At 66.1% G+C, this 21,011-nt stretch carries 18 protein-coding genes and 2 riboswitches; of the genes, 5 read left to right on the forward strand and 13 right to left on the reverse strand.

Annotation, left to right across the window (positions count from 1 at the left end):
• Window positions 1-128: 128 nt before the first annotated feature.
• Window positions 129-770, reverse strand: a complete 642-nt coding sequence (locus PCK14_RS16720) for a Pr6Pr family membrane protein (RefSeq protein ID WP_269939651.1) — start codon at window positions 768-770, stop codon at window positions 129-131.
• Between the two features lie 112 nt (window positions 771-882).
• A riboswitch (SAM riboswitch) is annotated at window positions 883-1,002 on the forward strand.
• Window positions 1,003-1,088: 86 nt separating this feature from the next.
• Here PCK14_RS16720 and PCK14_RS16725 point away from each other — a divergent pair.
• The 3 genes from PCK14_RS16725 to PCK14_RS16735 all read left to right on the forward strand — a co-directional run bounded on the left by PCK14_RS16725 (window position 1,089) and on the right by PCK14_RS16735 (window position 3,034).
• Window positions 1,089-1,349 carry a DUF1737 domain-containing protein gene (locus PCK14_RS16725; protein ID WP_269939652.1) on the forward strand — a complete coding sequence of 87 codons (261 nt, stop codon included), beginning with the start codon at window positions 1,089-1,091 and terminating at the stop codon, window positions 1,347-1,349.
• Window positions 1,346-1,738: a rhodanese-like domain-containing protein gene (locus PCK14_RS16730; protein ID WP_269939653.1), complete on the forward strand. Its 393-nt coding sequence runs from the start codon at window positions 1,346-1,348 to the stop codon at window positions 1,736-1,738. Before PCK14_RS16725 ends, PCK14_RS16730 begins: the two co-directional genes overlap by 4 nt.
• 84 nt (window positions 1,739-1,822) lie before the next feature.
• Window positions 1,823-3,034 carry an O-succinylhomoserine sulfhydrylase gene (locus tag PCK14_RS16735; RefSeq protein WP_269939654.1) on the forward strand — a complete coding sequence of 404 codons (1,212 nt, stop codon included), beginning with the start codon at window positions 1,823-1,825 and terminating at the stop codon, window positions 3,032-3,034.
• A 69-nt stretch (window positions 3,035-3,103) separates the two neighbouring features.
• Here PCK14_RS16735 and PCK14_RS16740 read toward each other — a convergent pair whose 3' ends face one another.
• From PCK14_RS16740 to PCK14_RS16765, 6 genes are all read right to left on the reverse strand, one after another.
• Window positions 3,104-4,636 carry a UDP-N-acetylglucosamine 1-carboxyvinyltransferase gene (locus PCK14_RS16740; protein ID WP_269939655.1) on the reverse strand — a complete coding sequence of 511 codons (1,533 nt, stop codon included), beginning with the start codon at window positions 4,634-4,636 and terminating at the stop codon, window positions 3,104-3,106.
• A gap of 202 nt (window positions 4,637-4,838) precedes the next feature.
• Complete coding sequence (locus PCK14_RS16745) at window positions 4,839-5,792, reverse strand: L-lactate dehydrogenase (RefSeq protein ID WP_269939656.1); 954 nt, start codon at window positions 5,790-5,792, stop codon at window positions 4,839-4,841.
• 118 nt (window positions 5,793-5,910) lie between these two features.
• Window positions 5,911-6,708 (reverse strand): energy-coupling factor transporter transmembrane component T family protein, encoded by a 798-nt coding sequence (locus tag PCK14_RS16750; RefSeq protein ID WP_269939657.1) that lies wholly within the window; start codon window positions 6,706-6,708, stop codon window positions 5,911-5,913.
• On the reverse strand, window positions 6,705-8,288 hold the full coding sequence (locus tag PCK14_RS16755) for an ABC transporter ATP-binding protein (protein ID WP_269939658.1): 1,584 nt from the start codon (window positions 8,286-8,288) through the stop codon (window positions 6,705-6,707). Before PCK14_RS16755 ends, PCK14_RS16750 begins: the two co-directional genes overlap by 4 nt.
• A 2-nt stretch (window positions 8,289-8,290) precedes the next feature.
• Window positions 8,291-8,929, reverse strand: coding sequence for an ECF transporter S component (locus tag PCK14_RS16760; protein ID WP_269939659.1), 639 nt, complete (start codon window positions 8,927-8,929; stop codon window positions 8,291-8,293).
• A 46-nt stretch (window positions 8,930-8,975) separates the two neighbouring features.
• Window positions 8,976-9,093, reverse strand: a riboswitch (TPP riboswitch).
• A gap of 200 nt (window positions 9,094-9,293) precedes the next feature.
• Window positions 9,294-12,419 (reverse strand): beta-N-acetylglucosaminidase domain-containing protein, encoded by a 3,126-nt coding sequence (locus PCK14_RS16765; RefSeq protein ID WP_269939660.1) that lies wholly within the window; start codon window positions 12,417-12,419, stop codon window positions 9,294-9,296.
• A gap of 266 nt (window positions 12,420-12,685) precedes the next feature.
• Between PCK14_RS16765 and PCK14_RS16770 the strand changes: the two genes are divergently transcribed.
• A complete protein-coding gene (locus PCK14_RS16770; RefSeq protein WP_269939661.1) occupies window positions 12,686-12,946 on the forward strand; it encodes a DUF4235 domain-containing protein in 261 nt (86 codons plus the stop codon).
• A 35-nt stretch (window positions 12,947-12,981) separates the two neighbouring features.
• Here PCK14_RS16770 and mnhG read toward each other — a convergent pair whose 3' ends face one another.
• The 6 genes from mnhG to PCK14_RS16800 are packed head-to-tail and all read right to left on the reverse strand — an operon-like array spanning window position 12,982 to window position 19,369.
• Window positions 12,982-13,344 (reverse strand): monovalent cation/H(+) antiporter subunit G, encoded by a 363-nt coding sequence (gene mnhG / locus PCK14_RS16775; protein WP_269939662.1) that lies wholly within the window; start codon window positions 13,342-13,344, stop codon window positions 12,982-12,984.
• Entirely contained in the window at window positions 13,341-13,607 is a 267-nt protein-coding gene (locus tag PCK14_RS16780; protein ID WP_269939663.1) for a monovalent cation/H+ antiporter complex subunit F, read from the reverse strand. Before PCK14_RS16780 ends, mnhG begins: the two co-directional genes overlap by 4 nt.
• 5 nt (window positions 13,608-13,612) lie before the next feature.
• On the reverse strand, window positions 13,613-14,230 hold the full coding sequence (locus PCK14_RS16785) for a Na+/H+ antiporter subunit E (RefSeq protein ID WP_269939664.1): 618 nt from the start codon (window positions 14,228-14,230) through the stop codon (window positions 13,613-13,615).
• Window positions 14,227-15,855, reverse strand: coding sequence for a Na+/H+ antiporter subunit D (locus PCK14_RS16790; protein WP_269939665.1), 1,629 nt, complete (start codon window positions 15,853-15,855; stop codon window positions 14,227-14,229). Before PCK14_RS16790 ends, PCK14_RS16785 begins: the two co-directional genes overlap by 4 nt.
• On the reverse strand, window positions 15,852-16,394 hold the full coding sequence (locus PCK14_RS16795) for a Na(+)/H(+) antiporter subunit C (RefSeq protein ID WP_269939666.1): 543 nt from the start codon (window positions 16,392-16,394) through the stop codon (window positions 15,852-15,854). Before PCK14_RS16795 ends, PCK14_RS16790 begins: the two co-directional genes overlap by 4 nt.
• A complete protein-coding gene (locus PCK14_RS16800; protein WP_269939667.1) occupies window positions 16,391-19,369 on the reverse strand; it encodes a Na+/H+ antiporter subunit A in 2,979 nt (992 codons plus the stop codon). Before PCK14_RS16800 ends, PCK14_RS16795 begins: the two co-directional genes overlap by 4 nt.
• A 221-nt stretch (window positions 19,370-19,590) precedes the next feature.
• Here PCK14_RS16800 and PCK14_RS16805 point away from each other — a divergent pair, with 221 nt between their 5' ends.
• Entirely contained in the window at window positions 19,591-20,919 is a 1,329-nt protein-coding gene (locus PCK14_RS16805; RefSeq protein ID WP_269939668.1) for an MFS transporter, read from the forward strand.
• The last annotated feature ends 92 nt before the right edge of the window (window positions 20,920-21,011 follow it).

Genomic DNA, 21,011 nt, shown 5'->3' on the forward strand with positions numbered 1-21,011 from the left:
AGGTGAGTCTGGCATTAGCGTGGGACATGGGAACCTCCGGACCGTGAAGGATTAGACAACTCCACTAAGCCCGGAGGCTCCCCCTTTTTTCAAGACCCGAGCGTCACCAACCTCATGGCCAAGTACATCTAGGCGCCGGCGGGCACGGATTCTAGGGGCACCCGCGGGCGCAGCTTGTTGCCCAGGAACAAGATCAGCAAGGTCATGGCGATGAATCCCACCGCGATGAACACGCAGGTCACCGCCACAGTGCCGTAGCCGCCGTTGGCCGGGTTGATGAACGGGTAGGCGTACCAGTTGATGGCCGCTCCGCGGATCAGCGAGTAGGCCAGGTAGGCAAGCGGGAACAGTGCGGCCACGCCCACGCGCTTGAGCGGGATGCTGTGGCGCGGGGGCTGGATGAGCCAGTCGGCCACCACGGCCACGGGCATCACATAGTGCAGCCAGGTGTTGATCCACGGCAGCAGCGATCCCAGGTCCACGTCGCGCAGCAGGGTGTTGAAGACAACGCCCACGAGCGCCATGCACACCACGGAGATGCTGCGCAGCAGCGCCCAGGCGGGCCCGCCTTCCTTGCCCCGCCACGTCAGTACCGATTCAACGATCAAAACTGTGGCGGCAAAAATGTTGGACAGGTTGGTGAAGTAGCTGAAGAAGTTCACAATGCCGTAGCCCTCGCCGAGGTGGATGCCCAGCTGGGTTCCCACGGCAATGAGAGTCACGGCCCCGAAGGCAAAACGGATGGCGGCAAAGGTACGGCGCAAAGTCATGGCTTCATACTGCCAGCCCGGAGCGCGCAATTGTTTGCAATTGCCGTCATGTTGCGCCACAGTCGTGAACTTTTTCCGGCGCCGGCCGGTGCGTGTGTTATTTTTCAAAGTGAGTAATGAGTGCCAGCGCAAAGCCCTGACTAGCTGGCCGGCAACCCTCTTTCCGGCGGGGTGCCTCAGGTGACTACTCGGCAAACACAGCCACCACGGCTGCTGCTTGCAAGCGTGAACCTCCCCGCGGCTGCTGCCGGGCCCTGTCCCGGCTCCGCCGCCAGCTCCCGCCTGCAGCACCAGCCACCGGACCTTTACGGAGTCACCATGTCTGCAGACGAAGCCCCCCTGGCCTACCGGCTCATCACCGGCCCCGACGACCGTTCCTTCTGCGAGCGCATCTCAGCCGCACTCGCCGAGGGCTACGTGCTGCACGGCGGACCCGCTGTAACCGCCAACGGCGGCACCGTCATCGCCGCCCAGGCCGTGATCCTGCCGCAGGCCGTGGCCAGCTCCGACGCCGCGGTGGCCAACGCCGTGGACGAGCTCGACGCCGACCTCGAGTTTGACGGCGAGGGCATCGCGTGAGCTACGCGGGCGATCTGGCCCCGCAGACGGCGTGGGAGCATGTGGCGGCCGGTGCCGTGCTGCTCGATGTCCGCACCGAAGGCGAATGGCAGCACATTGGCATCCCTGACGCCTCAACGCTGGACGCCGAGCCTGTGTTCATCCAGTGGAACCTGGGCAACGGCAGCAACAACCCGGACTTCCTGGCCCAGCTGCAGGCTGCCGTGCCCATGGACAAGCCGCTCGTGGTGCTGTGCCGTTCGGGCGCCCGCTCCATTGCCGCGGCAGAGGCGGCCACTGCCGCCGGCTACACCGCCTACAACATCCTTGAAGGCTTTGAAGGCGTGCCGGACCGCTTCGGCGAGCGCGTGGTCAACGGCTGGAAGAACCGCGGGCTTCCCTGGCACTAAGCCGTGCCGCCCGGCACCGGGCTGAATCCGCGCGCCGACAGAACTTACGACACCAGCACCAGCAGCGAAAGCCAGGAAACACCATTGAGCAATTTCAACGAGCACGCAGCCACGTGGGCCCCGGACACCCAGGCCGTGCGCGGCGGGCTTGACCGCAGCAACTTCCAGGAGACCTCCGAGGCACTGTTCCTGAACTCCGGGTTCGTGTACGAGTCGGCCGAGGCCGCCGAGCAGGCGTTCACGGGCGAGGTGGACCGTTTTGTCTACTCCCGCTACGGCAACCCCTCGGTGGCCACCTTCCAGGAACGGCTGCGGCTGCTGGAAGGCAAGGAGGCGTGCTTTGCCACGGCCTCCGGCATGTCAGCCGTCTTCACGGCACTGGGCGCGCTCCTGGCCGCCGGGGACCGCGTGGTGGCCTCACGGTCGCTGTTTGGCTCCTGCTTTGTCATCCTGAACGAGCTGCTGCCGCGCTGGGGAGTGGAGACGGTTTTCGTTGACGGGCCGGACCTGGACCAGTGGCGTGAGGCGCTGAGCGTGCCCACCACTGCTGTGTTCTTCGAATCCCCGTCGAACCCCATGCAGGAAATCATCGACGTGCAGGCCGTGTGCGACCTTGCCCATGCCGCCGGCGCTCAGGTGGTGGCCGACAACGTTTTCGCCACCCCCCTGTTGCAGCGCTGCGGCGACTTCGGCGCGGACATCATTGTCTACTCCGGCACCAAGCACATTGACGGCCAGGGCCGGGTGCTGGGCGGGGCCATCCTGGGCAGCAAGGAGTTCATTGACGGCCCCGTCAAGAACCTCATGCGCCACACCGGGCCGGCGCTGTCCTCCTTCAACGCCTGGGTGCTGACCAAGGGCCTGGAGACCATGAACCTGCGCGTCACGCATTCATGCAACAACGCACTGGCCCTGGGCGAGTTCCTTGAGCAGCAGCCGCAGGTGGCGCGTGTGCTGTACCCGCACCTGCCCTCGCATCCGCAGCATGAGCTGGCCAAAAAGCAGATGAAGGCCGGCGGCACCGTGCTGACATTTGAGCTGGCCGAGCCCGCATCCGGCACCAGCAAGGACGCCGCATTTGCGCTGCTCAATGCCCTGCGCGTCATTGACATCTCCAACAACCTGGGAGATGCCAAGTCCCTCATCACCCACCCTGCCACCACCACGCACCGCGCCATGGGCCCGGAGGGTCGTGCCGCCATTGGGCTCAGCGACGGATTCCTGCGCCTGTCCGTGGGCCTGGAAGACCTGGCGGATCTCAAGGCCGACCTCGCGGCGGCACTGGCGGCCATCTAGGACTCCTGCGCCCCGGCGGCCGGCCCCTTTCGCTCGAAAGGTGGCCGGACGCCGTCGTGTCTGCGGTGGTTAGTCCTGGAAGTACTCGATCTCGGCGCCGATGGTGTTCAGGCGCTCGGCCAGGTCCTCGTAGCCGCGCTCAATGACGTAGATGTTGCGCAGTTCGGAGGTGCCCTTGGCGGCAAGCATGGCCAGCAGGATGCAGGCGGCCGGACGCAGTGCCGGCGGGCAGCCGATCTCGGCGGCGCGCCAGGCGGTGGGGCCCTTGATGTCGATGCGGTGCGGATCCAGCAGGCGGACGCCGGCGCCGAGGCGGTTCAGCTCCGTCAGGTAGATGGCGCGGCCCTCGTAGACCCAGTCGTGGATCAGCGTGGTGCCCTGCGCGCAGGAGGCAATCACGGCGAAGAACGGCAGGTTGTCGATGTTCAGGCCCGGGAACGGCATGGGGTGGATCTTGTCCGGTGCCGCCACGAGCTCGGAGGGCAGCGTGGTGATGTCCACGAGACGAGTCTTGCCATTGCGGGCCACGTATTCTGCGGACTTGAGGTAGCGGAAGCCCATCTGCTCAAGCACCTTGAGTTCAATTTCCATGAATTCGATGGGGACGCGCTTCACCGTGACCTCGGACTTGGTCACGATGCCGGCGGTGATCAGGCTCATGGCCTCGATGGGATCCTCGGAGGGCGCGTACTCAATGTCCACATCAATGCGGGACTTGCCCTTGATGGTCAAGGTGGTGGAGCCGACGCCCTCAACCGTGACGCCCAGGCCCTGCAGGTAGAAGCACAGGTCCTGCACCATGTAGTTGGGGCTGGCGTTGCGGATAACGGTGGTGCCCTCGCGGTGGGCGGCCGCCATGATGGCATTCTCCGTGACGGTGTCGCCACGCTCGGTCAGCACGAAGGTGCGGTCCTCGGCGTCGCTGACGGGAGCCTGCACCTGGTAGAAACCATCGTGGGCATTGACCGTCAGGCCGAATTCGCGCAGGGCCTGCATGTGCGGCTCCACGGTGCGGGTACCAAGGTCGCAGCCGCCGGCGTAGGGAATCCGGTAGGTGTCCTGCTCATCCAGCAGCGGGCCCAGCAGCATGATGACGCTGCGGGTGCGCTTGGCTGCGGCAATGTCCATGGAGGCCAGGTCCAGCACGGCGGGACGGCGGATCATGAGGTCGTTGTCCCCAAGCCAGGTGCACTCGACGCCAATCGAGGTCAGAAGTTCAACAATGCGGTTGACCTCTTCGATGCGGGCCAGGCGGCGCAGGATTGTGGTTCCGCGGTTCAGCAGGCTGGCGCACAGCAAGGCAACGCCGGCGTTCTTGCTCGTGTTCACATCGACGCTGCCGGAGAGCTGCCGTTCACCGTGCACGCGCAGGTGGGTGACGGCGTTCTTGGCGGTGGCGCCGACGCTGAAGAGGTTGGCCTCCAGCAGGGATTCCATGCGCTGGATCATTTTCAGGCTGAGGTTCTGCTTGCCCTGTTCCATCCGGGCCACGGCGCTTTGGCTCGTGCCCAAATGGGTTGCCAGTTCGCCCTGGGTCCAGCCTTTTTCATTGCGTGCGTCCCGCACCAATACGCCAACGGTTTCTGCAGCCACTTGAGTCATAGAAACTTTATATCACGATACGCATATTTCTTCGGATATATGTGACCTTTTGGACAGTATTTGCGCAAATCGGGAAAAAATAACCGTTACATGCGATAAATTCGATGGCCTTAATGCCATCGGGGTGTTTCAATGCCACCCGCACCTACTACGGTACCCCGGCGCCGCCCTTGTGGTGTCACCCACGCCGGGAAATCAGCCCCTAGGAAAACAGTGCAATCGAGGCGGCCAAGGTTTCCGCCGAGTGCGCCAGTTCCGCGGCCTCACGGTCATCCATGGGTGTGTCGAGGATGCGCTGCACACCGCCGGCCCCAACGATCGAGGGCACACTGAGGGCAACACCGTCAATGCCGCGGTAGCCGTGCAGGACACTCGAGACGGGCAGGATGCTCCGTTCGTCCTGCAGCACGGCCTCGACGATGCGGGCACCAGAGAGCCCGATTGCATAGTTGGTTGCGCCTTTTCCGGCTATGACCTTGTACGCGGCGTGCACCACATCGTGGGTGAGCGTTTCCAGCCGTTCGCGGGGGAACAGCAGGCTCCCGGAGGCGTCCGTCCACTCGCGCAACGGGGTCTGTCCGATCGTGGCGGTGGACCAGAGCGGGAATTCCGTGTCTCCGTGCTCGCCCACGATCAGCGCGTGCACACTTTGCGGTGCCACCTGCGCGGCCTCGGCCACGAGCCAGCGCAGCCGTGCGGAGTCCAGCACGGTCCCCGAGCTGAAGATGCGCCCGGCGGGCAGTTCGGTGATGCGCTCGGCAACAGCCGTCAGCACGTCGCACGGATTTGTCACCAGGATGAAGACGGCATTTGGTGCCAGGGCCACGAGCTGCGGAAGCATCTTTTCCAGAATGCCCACGTTGACCCCGGCCAGTTCCAGGCGGGTCTGGCCAGGCTCCTGCTTGGCCCCGGCCGTGATGACCACGACGTCGGAATCGGCCACCAGCTCGATGTCGCTGCCGCCCGTAATCCGCGAGCTGCCCACAAACGGCGTGCCGTGGGCCAGGTCCAGGACCTCGGCCTCCACCTTGGCGGTGGCAATGTCATACAGGACCACTTCCCGCGCTGAACCGCGGATGAGGGCGGCGTAGGCCAGCGAGGTGCCGACGCTTCCGGCGCCGACAATGGTGAGCTTCGTGCTGCGCGCGATCGTCATGCCCCCAGTATTACAGCCACCTGCCGCTGCGCCCGTCCAATTTTCGGCGTTTTCCGGCAAGGGCAGGGCCCGCCGGCAACGCGTGCTGCGCTGCCGGCGGGCCCGTAAGCGGTGGCTGCTAAGCGAACACGGGATTCCAGGTGCCCAGCACGACGGCGGCACCCACCGACACTGCCGCGACGGCAAGTCCCGCCAGCAGCACCCATGCGTCGTGGCGGGCGAAGGTTGACTCGCGCGCCCAGGTCCGCTCCCCCGCCCCGAAGCCCTTGGCCTCCATGGTCACGGCGAGCCGCGAGGCCCGCCGCACGGCCTGCACCAGCAGTGCCATGGCCTGGCCCAGCTGGGCCTTCAGGCCGCGGAACAGCCCTGGCTCCGAGCCAACACCGCGGGCCCGGCGGGCCATGCCCAGGGTCTGCCACTCGGCCACGAGCAGCCCCACGAGCCGCATGGCCGCGAGGGCGCCGAGCACAAACCGGTGCGGCAGCCGCAGCTTCTGCGCCAGCGCGTCGGCCAGGTCCGTGGGGTCGGTCGAGGCCAGCACAATGATGCCGGGCAGGGCGATGGCCAGCCCGCGCAGCGCGATGGCCACACCGGCCTCCACCGATCCGCTGGTAAACGTGACAGGCCCCAGCGAGAGCAGCAGCTCCCCGGTCTTGGGGGCCAGCAGGGCCGTCCCGTAGCCCCCCACGACGGCGGCCACCAGGACCGGCCAGCCGCGCATCAGCAGCATCCGGGCGCTCAACCCGGCCAGCGGCAGCAGGGCGCACTCCAGCACCAGTGCCACGGTGGCCGAGACCCAGTCGACGCTGAACATCAGCACGATCGTGACGGCCATGCCAGCGCCCAGCTTGGCCAGCGGGTTGGCCCGTGCCAGCCAGGCCGTCGAACGGGGCGTGGCGATGATGTCGACGCTCATGGCAAAACCCCCTTCGCCGCGGCATTTGCCAGCGTTGCAGGCGCGCCGGCCAAGTCCCCGGCAGCAGCTTCGCTGCCGCCCAGGACCAGCCGGTCCCCGCCCAGCACTGCGCTGAAGGCGGCGTCGTGGGTCACGGAGACCACTGCCGTTCCTGCGTCCAAGAGCTCCGTCAGCAGCGAGGCCAGCTCGGCCCAGGTGTTGGCGTCCTGGCCAAAGGTGGGTTCGTCCAGGACCAGCAGTTGGGGGCTCGCGGCCAACACAGTGGCCACGGACAGCCGCCGTTTCTCGCCGCCGGAGAGCGTGAACGGATTGGCGTCCGCCAGGTGGTCCAACCGCAGCCGTTCCAGCAGGCCGTCAACCGATTCGCCGCCGCGGCCCAGCAGTTTCGGGGCAAACAAAAGCTCGTCCCGCACAGTGCCGGCCACAAATTGGTGTTCGGGCTCCTGAAACACCGTGCCGATCCGGCTGATCAACTCCCGCCCCCGCCACTTCAGCGGCGAAGGCCCGGCCCCGCGGGCCAGCTCCGGCAGCGCCTCGAGGCGGCCGCCAGCGGGGGCCAGCAGGCCTGCGAGCGTCAGCGCAAACGTTGACTTGCCGGCCCCGTTGGGCCCGGTCACGCTCAGCGCCTGCCCCGCCCTGATCTGCGCGGAAGGCACCACGGCCACCGGCTCCACTGGGTGGCGCTTGCGGCGCCTGGCGCGGGAGAGCGCCAGACCCTCCGCTTCGAGCAGCACATGGGCTTCGGCGTCGTGCGGTCCGGACGCGGTGCGCGGCCGCACATTGGGCACATGCCCGGGCACCCAGATTCCAGCGCCGGCCAGCAGCTCGCGGCTTTGGGCCAGGACCGTGGCGGGCGGCCCGTCGAACAGCACGCCGCCGGGTTCGCCGAGCCGGGTCGGGGCCAGGACCACGATCCGGTCCACGACGTCGAGCCAGACGGAGACGCGGTGTTCCACGACCACCAGGGTGGCCCCGGTGGCATCGAGGCTGCGGCGCACGGCGTCGCGGACTTCGACGACGCCGGCCGGGTCGAGGTTGGCGGTGGGCTCGTCCAGGAGCAGCAGGCCGGGGCGCATGGCGAGCATGCCGGCCAGGCCAAGTCGCTGCTTCTGGCCGCCGGAAAGGGCGGAACTGGGGTGGTCCAGGGGCAGCTTCAACCCCACGGATTCAAGTGCCTCCGGCACGCGGCGCCAGATCTCCTCGCGCGGGACGGCGAGGTTCTCGGCACCAAAGGCCACGTCGTCGCCGATGCGGGAGAGAACCACCTGGGCGTCGGGGTCCTGCTGCATGAGCCCTGCCCGGCCGCGAGATTCCACGGCGGGCCGGCCGTCAATGAGCAGTTCCCCCTGTTCGGCGGCGTCCTCGTCCTCGCCCAGCACACCGGCAAGGGCGTGCAGGAGCGTGGACTTGCCCGCACCGGAGGGGCCCAGCAGCAGCACACGCTCGCCAGGGGAAATCTCCAGGTCGAGCCCGTGGATGGCGCGGTTGTGCCGGCCCGAGTGCTGCCAGCCCCAGCCCCGGGCGCTGATGCTCGCCGGCGCCCCCCTGCCGTTCGCCGCGGGATTGCCTGCGGCGGGCACGGCTACAGCGCCCGTTCGGTCGCGGCCCCTCGCGAGGGGAGGTTGCCCAGTGCGCCCGTGCGTGCCAGGCCGCGCACGGCCAGCCAGGACACCAGGCCGGCAATGACGGCGCCGGACACCATGGCCAGGACAACGTAGACAAGCTTCCACTCGAAGGCCCAGGCGACGTTCCAGACCAGGGAGTCGTTCAGTCCCATGGCCAGGCCGGCCAATGTTCCGGCCAGCAGGGCCACGGGCAGGGTGAACTTGCGGTAGCGGAATGCGGCGAAGCCAAGCTCGGCGCCGAGGCCCTGAACCAGGCCGGAGAGCAGCACGGTGAAGCCGAAGTGGGTGCCCAGCAGGCCCTCCACGCAGGCGGCGATGAGTTCACAGTAAAGCGCGGCGCCCGGTTTCCGGATCACCAGGCCGCCCAGGACGCCGGCGATCAGCCAACCGCCGCCGTACAGGCCGCCAAGTGGCGGGAACGCGACGGTGAAGGCGCTGATCAGGCCGTAGCCGGCGGACCAGAGCCAGAAGATGACGCCAACTGCGACGCCAAGGACGGAGACCACCACAATGTCGACGACGCGCCAACTGCTTTTGCGCGCGGCTGTTGTGGACTGGTTTTGTTCTGCGGTTTTGCCCGCGAATGACTTGCTCATGATTCCTCCTTTGCAGGAGGGGCGGCTGCGGCGGTATTTCCGCGCAGCCGAAGAGAACTCGACTCCCTTCGCCGGTACTAGCCGGAGCAGGTTCGAGGGTCTGCGGCGAACCGCACTCTCAGCGCCGGAACCCAAGGCGGGTTGACGCTCCCCTGTCGTGTTTGAATTGCGGCTTCAGTTTACCCCCGCCCCCTGCCGCGGGCTAATGCGTGACGGAGGGCGGCGCAACATACGCCAAGGGGTCGCCGCGGGCTGGGCACAAAAAAGCGTTGTGGGAGGCCACCTGTCCGGGTGGCCTCCCACAACGCTATTCACAAGCCCCAGCCCTGGGGCGCCGGCCGGCGGCTGCCCAGGGAGATTCCCGTCAGTGCTGGCGGGAGGTGCGCCGGCGGGCCAGGAGCAGGCCGCCGAGCATGAGCGCCAGGGCAATGGCCCCGGCAGCCCCCAGGCTGAATCCGGTGTTGGCGAGGTCGCCGCCGCCGTTGCCGGCCGCCGTGGTGGCAGCCGCCGCACCCGTGGTTGCGGCACCCGTGGGGTTGTTGCTCTCGGTGGCCGCGGCCGATGCGCTTGCGCTCGTCGTGGCCGACGGCGTCGAACTGGGCGACACTGACGGCGACGCACTCGGGCTGGCGGACGGCGTTGCCGACTCCGTGGGCTCCGGCGACTGGGATTCGGTGGGCGTGGGCGTCGGGGTAGGTTCAACTACGTCGCCCACATAGGGGCCGCTGCCTACGGGTCCGGTGGCACGCAGCCCCAGTTCGTAGACCACGGGTCCGGCGGCTGCCGCGCGGGCCGCGGCGGCCGGGCTGAACAGGATGCGCACGCCGGAGACGGTGCCCTGGTCAAGAACGGCTTCCTGGAAGCTGCGGGCCGGGTCCAGGGCACCCAGGGTGACCCATTCGTCGTCGGACTTGACCTGGAGCTCGCCGTCGACGTGTCCAACAACGGCCACAGACTTCATGGCTTCGGGGGCATCCAGGGAGTAGGTGAGGTGCGAGCCGGCCACGGGGGCCGCGGCTGCCTCGAAGGCGGTGGCAACCGAGGCGTCAAACGCGTTCTGCGCACCCGTGCCGTTGGCCCCGGGCAGGTTGGTGGTGATCCGCTGTGCGGCCTCGAAGGCCTTGAATTCGCGGACCTGGACCCACTGGCCGCCGGGGTTCGTGGCCGTGGCGACCATGCGGATGTAGCGGGCGTCCACGGGGGTGTCGAAGCTTTGCTCGATGCGTGGCTTGCTGTCGTATGTGCCCGCCGGGGTCCAGTTGGTGTTGTCCGTGGAGTACTCCACCCTCGCGTGGTAGAACATGTCGCCCGCGCTGGTGTCTGAGCCGGCCTGCTGGATGAGGACCTTGCCCACCTGCTTCACGGCGCCCAGGTCAATGGTCACGGTGGACCCGACGGCCGGGGGCTGGCTTGACCACCAGAGGCTTGCCGGGTCGCCGTCGACCATCTTGGCCGGGGTGTTGTTGCTGTAGGTGGGCAGCGATGAGGAGGCGGTGGCGGGGAAGCTGCTGGCCGACGCAACCGGGCTCAGCTTCAGCCAGGTGTCGTAGCGCTTCTGCGCTGCCGTGGTGAACACCTCGAAGACGCCGTCGCCCACGGAGGGGATGATCACGTTCGGGGTGGTGCCGATGTTGTTCGGTCCCACATCGGGAACCGTGGGGCGCTTGGCCAGTGCCATTTCGGCGGCGGCGGCCAGTGCCGAGTCGGTGGCGGCGTTGCCGTCACCGGCCTTGACGGCCTCCAACATGGTGATTTGCTCGCTCATGGCCGTGGCCCAGTTGGCTGCGGCATCAATCCACGGCTTGGAGTCGTCGTAGAAGCCCTCCATTGCCATGGTGGACAGCGTCGCAGGGCCTGCCATGATGACGGCCAGCCGGTCCTTGAGGGGCTGCATGCCCGCCGCGTCTCCGGCGTCGAACGCCGTCCAGAAGGCCGCAACGTCGGCACTCAGGGCGGGGGCTGTCTTGGAATCGGGGCGGTACGGCTTCCAGCTCTGGTTCAGGTCAACAAACGTTTCCAGGGACTTGCGCACGGCGGGGTCGCTGCCGGCCAGTTCCGTGATGATGGCGGCCTGCGTGGTTGCCGGCTTGTAGGCGGGGCTGTTCCATGAGTAGTCGCCAAATCCTGCCAGGGCGATCATGGAGGCGTAACCCTCGATCATGGGGTTGGAGGTGATCCCGTCAATGTGCTTGTACAAATTGGGATCGCGGCCCTCCAGCGGGTTCAGGAACAGGCGTCCCCGCTGGCCGTCATTGACGGGCAGGTTGTCCCAAATGTAGAAGTGCTCAGCGTTGTAGCTGTCCACTGCCTTGGTCACGGATGCTTCCGTGATGGTGTTGGAGAAAACGCCCTCGCCCGTCCACTGGATGAGGATTGAATCGTCCGTCATCAACCCGAACTGGTCCTTGTAGGGGTCCTCGGCTGAGCTGTTGTAGTTGGTGGGGACCGTCTGCAGCGGCTGCAGATTGTGCACCTTGACGTAGTCGTTGACAATGCGGTTCAGGTAGAAGGCCTGGCCGTCGGCGAGCTTGCGGAAGCCGGAGCTGGTGAACTTTGCCTTGTCCGCGGCACAGTTCAGCACCGGGTTGATGTCATCCAGGGCAATGTAGAAGCTGCTGACGCCAATGCCGCGCAGCTGCTCAAATTTGGCCACCGTGGCATTGAAATCGGCGTCGGAAGAGTAGCAGACGTCGTTGCCCGGGGAGAGCGCAAAGGTGAAGTTCACGTGGTTGGCGTTGGCCTCGTCCACGAGTTCCTTCAGGTCAGCCAGTTCTGCCGCGGGGTAGAGGTCACGCCACTGGGCGCGCAAGTAGTTGTCATCCTTGGGCGTGTAGATGTAAGTGTTCATCTTGTGCTTGCCATAGAAGGCCAGCTGGTCCAGGCGCGCCTGGTGCGACCACGGAATGCCGTAGAAGCCCTCAATGCCGCCGCGGATGGACATGAGCGGGAAGTCCTTGACCTTCATGGCCGGGGCTGCGCCGTTGGCAACCACCTGGTCCAGGCTCTGCACTGCGTAGAAGGTGCCTGTGGCGTCCTTGCCGTTGAGCACCAGGGTGGGCTTGCCGGAAACAGTGCCGGTGGCGATGACGTAGCCGTCGGCCGCGAGGGCGTTGGCGTTCGTGGCACCCACGGCCGAAAGTGCCGCTCCGATGGCGCCGTTGTCTACGGTGGTGCCAAGGAAGACAGTTGCCCCGCTTGCGGCGGCCGCGTCCACGAAGCTGGCGGTTCCGCCGGCCTTGGCAATGACCTGTGCCAGCAATGCCTTGGCGGAGGCGTCCGTGCCGGCGCCTGCGGCCACCTTCACGGAACCGGACAGCGGAACCGGGACGCCCTCGGAGCTGGCCTCCTGCGGCGTGGGCAGGATGTCTGCGGCCGTCGCCGCGGCATGGGCGGCGGGCAGGGATTCCGGCGACAGGACTGCCAGCCCTCCCCCTGCGACAATGGCAAGGGCCAAGGCCCCGGTGGCAACGTTTCTTAAAGCGCGTTTCACACTATTCCCCTCAATGGCGTTTGCAGGCAGGCGGATTCCACAAATCATGTTATGGATCACAAGCCGCTCGTGGGCGCAACGCTACCGATGTGCCGCGAGTCACGTCAATTGATTACGTTGACAAATCCGGCCACGCGGGAAGGCCCTTTCCCACAGCCGCACGGGGCGGGCGCAGCGGCGGATCCTTGCCGCCGGAGTGTGACGCGCTAGGCTGGCCCTATGGCCATTGCCCGGTTCGGGCCCGCCCACCATTGAGGAGTTTCCCCATGAACATTGCGTTCAAATTGCTTGGCACCGGAGTGAGCCTCGGCGCCGGATTCGTGGCCAGCAAGCTCGTGGACACCGTCTGGGAGAAGAGCACCGGCAACAAGCCTCCGAAGGACGGGGCCGACCTTGAAAACAGCCTGCGCTCGGCACTGACATTTGCCCTGGTGTCCTCCGCCGTGGCTGCCATCATCCAGGTGCTGGCCGGCCGCACCACCCAGAAGGCCATTGCCCGCTTCAACAAACACCCCGAAGAGGTCTGAAGCGGCCCCATCCGCGCCACACTTCGTGGCGGAGACTAGTTTTTCCGCTCGTCCTCGATGGCTGCCGCCACCACCTGTTCCAGCTCATCGACGCTGAGCATTTCCGGGCGGCGGTGCTTGGTCCGGTAGCCGGCTCGGCCCACCATGTGGGCGGACACCGGAACGGTCAGCAGCTGGAACAGCCAGGCAACCAGCAGGATGGGCAGCACAGTCCACGCACGCAGTTGCAGGCCCATGGCCGTGAGCATCAGCAGCAGCCCCAGGACCTGCGGCTTGGTCGCTGCGTGCATGCGGCTCATGAGGTCGGGGAAGCGCAGCAGACCAATGGCCGCGGCCAGGCTCATCAAGGCGCCCAGCAGCAGGCAGAGCGCGGTCAGGACATCCAGAAACGTGTTCATCCGTCCTCCTTCTTGTGCGCAACAAATCGCGCGACTGTCACCGAGCCGATGAAGCCAATGACCGTCAGCACCACCAGAAGCGCAAGATTGTCCGTGTGGCGGCTAATGGCCATTTCCGTGGCCAGGGCGGCACCAAAGATGGCGAGCAGCACGTCGGCTGCAATGACCCGGTCCAGCAGCGAGGGGCCCTTGGCAATCCGGTAGATGGTTCCCGCCGCCGCGGCCGTGAGCAGCACGGCCACCACAATGACAACAATGTCCATGGCCATCACTTCCCTTCTCGGCTTGATTGTGCGCTGACCTGCTGCGCATGCGTGACCATGGCTGCACCGGCCCGTTCCGCCTTCACCGCGGCCAGCTCTTCCCGGGTGCCCATGACCTGGATCAGCCTGGCCTCGATGTCCTGGATGTCTGCCCGGATTCTCTCAACACTTTCCGGCGTCGGCGCATTCATGGCGTGGACATAAAGCGTGGCGGTTCCCCTGTCGACCTCAACCACCAGCGATCCCGGAATGAGCGACAGCACGTGGCCCACCGCTGTCATCAGCAGGTCGGAGGGGCTGCGCAGCGGGACAGCAATGACGGCGTTGCGGATCCGCGGGCCCTTGGCAATGGCCCAGAACAGGACCTGGAAGCTGGCCACCGTGACCTGCCTCAGGAACCAGAAAAACAGCACCACGGCGCGGAGCACGTTGAAGCGGCCACTCAGTTCCACGGGCGGCAGGTACAGCGCCTGTGAGACGCCCAGGGCAATCAAGGCGCCAAAGGCCAGGTTGCCCACGCTGAAGTCCTGCCACAAGGCACCCCAAACCACCACGAGCCACACGAGCAGCGGCAGTTTTTGCCAGAATCCGGCCTTGGGCCTGCTGTTCACTGAACCGCTCATGGCGCCTCCGCCCCACTGCCCAGGACCGCCTCAATGTACGGTGTTCGTTCCAGCATTCCAGTGGCTGCGTCCTGGCTCAGTTCAAAGAGCGGGCCGGCGAAGACTGTCATGGCCAGTCCCAGCACCACAAGGCCCATGGTGGAGTACACCATCATCTTGGGCAGGATCGGGATCTCGTTGTCCCCCGAGAAACGCCCCTCGGTGGCATCCACGTGCTTGCTGCTGCGCAGGGCACGCATGCTCGGGGTTCCGCTCGCATCGGGTGCGGTGGCCAGCAGCACCGGATCGGGATCCTCGGCGTCGGCCGTGCTGCGCCAGAACACGCGGTTCCACACACGCGCCATGACCAGCAGCGTCAGCAGGCTGGCAACCACACCGCCCACCACCAGCGTGTAGGCCAGCGGCGAGCCGTCGGCCACGCCAGCCTGCAGCAGCCCCAGCTTGCCCAGGAAGCCCGAGAACGGCGGAATGCCGGCCAGGTTCATGGCGGGGATGAAGTACAGGACTGCCAGGATGGGCGAGAGCTTGGCCAGCCCGCCCAGCCGGGTGATGGAGGAATTGCCGCCCCGGCGCTCGATCAGGCCTGTCACCATGAACAGGCTGGTCTGGATGGTGATGTGGTGAATGACGTAGAAGACCGTCGCCGCCAGGCCCAGCACGGAAGACAGGGCGACGCCGAAGATCATGTACCCGATGTGGCTCACCAGCGTGAAGGAAAGCATTCGCTTGATGTCCGTCTGGGCCACGGCGCCCAGGATTCCCACCAGCATGGTCAGCAGCGCCACGACCATGAGCGGTGCATTGAAATCATCCGTGGGGAACAACAGGGTCTCGGTGCGCACGATGGCATAGACGCCCACCTTGGTGAGCAACCCCGCGAACACCGCGGTCACCGGCGCGGGGGCCGTCGGATAGGAGTCGGGCAGCCAGAAGGACAGCGGGAAGACTGCCGCCTTGATGCCAAAGGCGACAAGCAGGAGCACGTGCAGCAGGTTCTGCGTGCCGGGATCCAGCTCACCGAGTTTCACGGCAAGGTCGGCCAGGGTCACCGTTCCTGTGGCGCCGTAAACCATGGCGATGGCAATGAGGAACAGCAGCGAGGAGACAACACTGACCACCACGTAGGTGATGCCGGCGCGGATGCGCGAACCCGTGCCACCCAGGGTCATGAGCACGTAGCTGGCGGTCAGCAGGATTTCAAAGCCCACGTACAAGTTGAAGAGGTCACCGGCCAGGAAGGCGTTGGACACGCCGGCCACCAGGATCAGGTAGGTGGGGTGGAAGACGGAGACGGGCCCGCCTTCCTCACCGTCGGCGGCACCCTGGCCCGTGGCGTAGGCCAACACGGCCAGGCTCACGGCCGAGGAGATGACCAGCAGCAGGGAGGAAAACTGGTCGGCGACCATGACGATGCCAAAGGGCGGCGCCCAGCCGCCCAGGTGGACGGCAATGGGGCCCGAGTTCCAGACGCTGGCCAGGACCCACACCTCCAGGGCCAGCGTGATGCCGACGGTGCCCAGGCTCACGCGGCGCTGGGCGCGCGGGTGCCGGATCAGGACAAAGGCCAGAGCCGCACCGAGGAAGGGCAGGACGACGGCGAGCGGGGCCATGCTGGCGACGTTCACTCGTTCTCCTCTCCCGGCGTCACGGGGTGCACATCTGATTCATGGCCGGAAGCCGCATGGTTCGACGCTGCTCTCTTGGGGCCGATTCCCGGAACGGTTTCCCGCTTGGCCAGGGGTTTGTCGTTTTCGTGGAAGTCGGAGATTTCAACGGCAATTTCGGAGTCTTCCTCGTCGTCGTAGATTTCCTGCTTGGCAACACGGATATCTTCCATGTCCACCTGGATGTGGTCGGCCCGGCTGAGCAGCCAGGACCGGTAGATCAGGCTCAGCATGAAGGAGGTGACGGCAAAGGAAATGACGATCGAGGTCAGGATGAATGCCTGGGGCAGCGGATCGTTGTATTCCGTGGGTGGAATGTCCTTGTTGAAGATGGGCGCCAGTCCGGCATAGCCGCCCGTGGTCAGCAGCAGGAGGTTTGTGGCGTTGGCCAGGAGCATCAAGCCCAGCAGGACCCTTGTCAGGCTCCGCTCCAGGAGCAGGTAGATGCCCACGGCGTAGAGCACGCCCATGACCAGCAGCAAGGTGAGGTTCACGCTCATCGTCCAACCTCCAACGGCTCGTCGTCTTCAATCATTTCCATGCCGCTGGTTCCGTCTTCTTCATGCTGGTCAATCTCCGAGCCGAGGCTGCGCAGCACATCAACCACCAGGCCCACCACCACCAGGTAGACGCCAATGTCGAACAGTGTGGAGGTCACAAACTTCACGTGGCCAAACACGGGCAGGTCAAAGGCAATGATGGCGCTTTGGAACACCTCGCCACCCATGAACAGCGGGAAGGCGCCGGTGATGGCCGCGATGGCGAGGCCAAGGCCCAGGAGGTTTCCGGCGGAAACCCTGGTGGCTTCGGCCAGCTCGAAGCGCCCGCCGGCGAGGTAGCGGATGGTCAGCGCCAGGCCGGCCACCAGCCCGCCGGCAAAACCGCCGCCCGTTCCGTTGTGGCCTGCCAGCAGCAGGTAAATGGATATGACGATGATGCTGTGGAACACCAGCCGGGTGACCACCTCGATGATGATGGAGCGCCGTTCCGGTGCCAGCGTGCGGCCGGCCACGAGCCAGGCGTTGCCGCTGGAGGCGGAGAAGCGCTTGGCGATGCTGACGGCGGCCTCGGACCCCTCGATGTTCAGGCGGCCCACGCTGCCTGTCTCGACAGTTTCGGCCCGCGGCAGGCGCTGGCCACGGCCGCGCACAAAGATCAGGCTTGCCACGCCGGTGGCCGCAATGGCCAGCACGGAGATTTCCCCGAAGGTGTCCCAGGCGCGGATGTCCACGAGGGTCACATTGACCACGTTGAGCCCGCCACCACCAACATATGCCAATTCAGGCATGTGCAGGCTGACCGGCTCATGGATGCGCGATCCCATGGCCAGGATGGCCACAAGCACCATGGTGGCGCCAAAGACGATGCCCAGCACCATCCGCACAGCCCGGTGGCTGCCGGCATTCTTGCGCTCAAGCAAGCCGGCGGGCAGCTGTCGCATGGCCAGGACAAAGGCCACCAGGATAATGGTTTCCACCAGCATCTGGGTCAGGGCCAGATCGGGGGCGCCCTGCAGGGCAAAGATCAGGGCGATGCCGTAGCCGGTGACGGACACCATGAGCACGGCCATGAACCGCTTGCTGGCGCGGGCGGCGGCAACGGCGCCGATGACGATGACCACCCCGGCAATGATCTGGAACGGGGAGCCCGGGTCAATGAAGTACACGGCCTCGGTCCAGCGCTGGTCCGTCAGGAGCAGCACTGCCAGCACGGAGGCCATGGCCGTGGACAGGATCACGGCCAGGTAGAAGAACAGCGAGCCTCGCTGGGTGCGGCCCGTGACCCAGATGGCCACAATGTCCAGCAGCACAATGGACTGGCGGTAGCCGCGTTCGAAGTCCATGGGGGCCTGGATGCTCCGCTGGAACGCCTCGAATCTCCCCCGCAGTAGGAACAGGCCGGTTCCGGCGGCCACCACTATGGCGCTCAAGCCCAGGGCCGGGGTGAAGCCGTGCCACAGCAGCAGGTGCATGCCGTGCGGGTCGTACGCGGGGAACTGCCCGCTGTAGGGCAGGATCCAGCCCTCAACGAGTTGCGGGACGAAGCCGTAAGCCACGGTCAGGGCGGCCAGCAGCGCCGGCGCGGCGAGGAACAGCCAGCCCACCGGCTTGAAGGCGGTGGCCATGCCCTTCTCCTTGGTGGAGAATCCGCCCCACATGAACCTGGCGCTGTAGGCGAACGTCAGGACCGAACCCAGCACCATGCCCACCAGGACCGTCCAGCCGACAACAGGGCCGGCCGGGCCATGCTCCGCCGAGGCAATGAAGGCCTGGAAGATGCCCTCCTTGGCAACAAAACCGGCAAGCGGCGGCAGCCCTGCCATGGAGGCGGCCCCGATGAGTGCCACCACACCGAGTTTCGGCGCGGACTTGAAGACGCCGGAGAGTTCCCGGATGTCGCGGGTGCCGCTTTGGTGGTCAATGATGCCCACCACCAGGAACAGCGAGGCCTTGAACAGACCGTGGGCCAGCACCATCGCCATGCCGGCCATGGCGGCTTCCTCGCTGCCCAGCCCCACCACCAGCGTGATGAAGCCGAGCTGGCTGACGGTGCCGTAGGCCAGGATCAATTTCAGATCGTACTGGCGCAGGGCGCGCCAGCCGCCCAGCAGCATGGTGGCCAGGCCCAGCACCACGATCATGGGCTGCCAGAAGTCAGTTTGCGCAAATCCGGGGGCCAGCCGGGCAATGAGGTAGATGCCGGCCTTGACCATGGCCGCCGCGTGCAGGTAGGCGCTGACGGGGGTGGGTGCCGCCATGGCGCCGGGCAGCCAGAAGTGGAAGGGCAACAGCGCGGACTTGGTCACGGCACCCACCAGGACAAGGGCGACGCCGATGTGCAGCACAGTGCGCGCGGCGCCTTCCGCGGCCATGAGTTCGGGCGCCTTGGCCAGCACCGCCGAAATGCTGTAGGTCCCGGCGGTCTCGCCGAGCATGATCAGGCCCACCAGCATGGCGAGCCCGCCAAAGGTGGTCACAATGAGGGCCTGCAGGGCCGCACGCCGGGCCGCGATGCGGGTTCGCGCGTAGCCAATGAGCAGGTAGGAAAGGATGGTGGTCAATTCCCAGAAGACGAACAGCAGAATCAAGTTGTCGGCCGTCACCAGGCCGAACATGGCGCCCGCGAAGGCGAGGAGCTGGGCACCAAAGCCGCCCAGGCCGGCGTCGTCCGTCTTGAAATAGCGTGCGCAATAGGCCAGGACCAGCGCGCCCACGCCAAGGACCAACAGCGACATCATCCAGGACAGCTGGTCCATGCGGAAGGTCAGGTTGAGGTCCATCACGGGCACCCAGGGAATGTCCAGGGAGGGGCTCGGGGCTGTGTCGGAATACACATTGTTGTATTGCGAAATAAGCCACACGAAGCTGGCACCGGGAACCGCGGCAAGAATGTAGAAGGCCGAACGCCCCAGCCGCGAGAACAAAATGGGCGCAAAAATGGCCACTATGAAGTGCGCACAAAGGACTATCAACACGAGTGGCTCCACATGTTTCGGGCTGGAAATGAGCGAATCACGGGGGTTAAAGTCGGTTCCCGACCCTTCAACCCTATCAATTCGGTGCCCCAAATTTCACCGCCGGCCATCCGGGAACCACGCTCCGGCAGGCGTGCCTGCTGCCCGGCGCCCGGGCCGTGCAACTTAATGTTGACCCGCCCTGCGCGGCAGCCGCCGATCCGGCGGATAGCATGTGCCGTATGACTGAGTACCCACCGGCGGCTGCCTTCCCGCCCGCAGCGCAGGCCAAGGCACCCGGGACCACCTGGCAGGTTGTGGCATGGTCGCTGTGGGACTGGGGTGGGGCCGCGTTCAACGCAGTCATGACGACGTTCATTTTTACCGCCCTGTACCTGACGGGCGATGATTTTGGCGGCGCGGACAAGGCCACCGCAACGCTCGCCTTCGCCATGTCCATCTCGGGATTCGCGATCGCCGCCTTTGCCCCCGTGGCGGGGCAGCGCACGGACCACAGCGGGCGGCGCAAGTTGTGGCTGGGCATCAACACCCTTGTGGTGGTGGTGCTGACGGGCGCCTGCTTCTTTGTCCAGCCGGATGAGTCGTACCTGCTCTTTGGCTGCATGCTCATTGCGGCAGGGCATGTGTTCTTCGAACTGGCCGGCGTGAACTACAACGCCATGCTGCTGCAGATTTCCACCAAGAAGACCATTGGCCGCATCAGCGGCTTGGGCTGGGCCGCAGGCTACCTGGGCGGCATCGTGGCGCTGCTCATGGTGTTCTTCGCCCTCATCAAGCCCGAGGTGGGCATTTTCGGCATCACCGCCGAGAACGGCATGACGTACCGCGCCGTGGCCGTCTTCTCAGCCCTGTGGATCCTGGTCTTCTCCATTCCGGTGCTCTTGGCCATCCCCGAATCCAAGCCGGATCCGAATATGCCCAAGGTGGGATTCTTCCAGTCATACCGGGAGCTGTTTAGGACCATCGTGCGCCTGGGCCGCACCCAGCCCCACACCCTGTACTTCCTGATTTCCAGCGCCATCTTCCGTGACGGACTGGCCGCCATTTTCACCTTTGGCGCCGTGCTGGCCGTGGGTTCCTTCGGATTCAAGACCGGCGACGTCCTCTACTTCGCCATTGCCGGCAATGTGGTGGCCGCCCTCGGGGCCCTTTCCGCCGGCTTCTTTGACGACAAATTTGGGCCGAAGGCTGTCATCGTCACCTCCCTCGTGGGCCTGCTGCTCTCCGGCGGCATGCTTTTGTTCCTGGACGGCAAGCTGGCGTTCTGGATCTTCGGCCTGACCCTCTGCCTGTTTGTGGGCCCGGCACAGTCTTCCGCGAGGACCTTCATGGGCCGCCTGGCACCGGAAGGCCAGGAGGGTGAGCTCTTTGGCCTGTACGCCACCACGGGCAGGGCCGTCTCGTTCCTGGCACCCCAGCTGTTTGCCTGGTCCATTGTCATCTTCGGCGCCCAGCGCTGGGGCATCATCGGCATCCTGGCGGTGCTGCTGCTGGGCCTGCTGCTGCTCCTGCCGGTCAAGGCCCCGCCGCACGGCGCCAACGCACTGTAGCCCCGGCGCCGGGGACACGGCATTAAAGTTCGACGGCGGGGGGGGCCCAGGCAGGGGTGGGTGGGCGGCCCGCCGCGGGAGTGTGTGGTTCT

This window comes from Arthrobacter sp. HY1533, from assembly GCF_027568515.1.
In the GTDB taxonomy this organism is placed as follows: Bacteria; Actinomycetota; Actinomycetes; order Actinomycetales; family Micrococcaceae; genus Specibacter.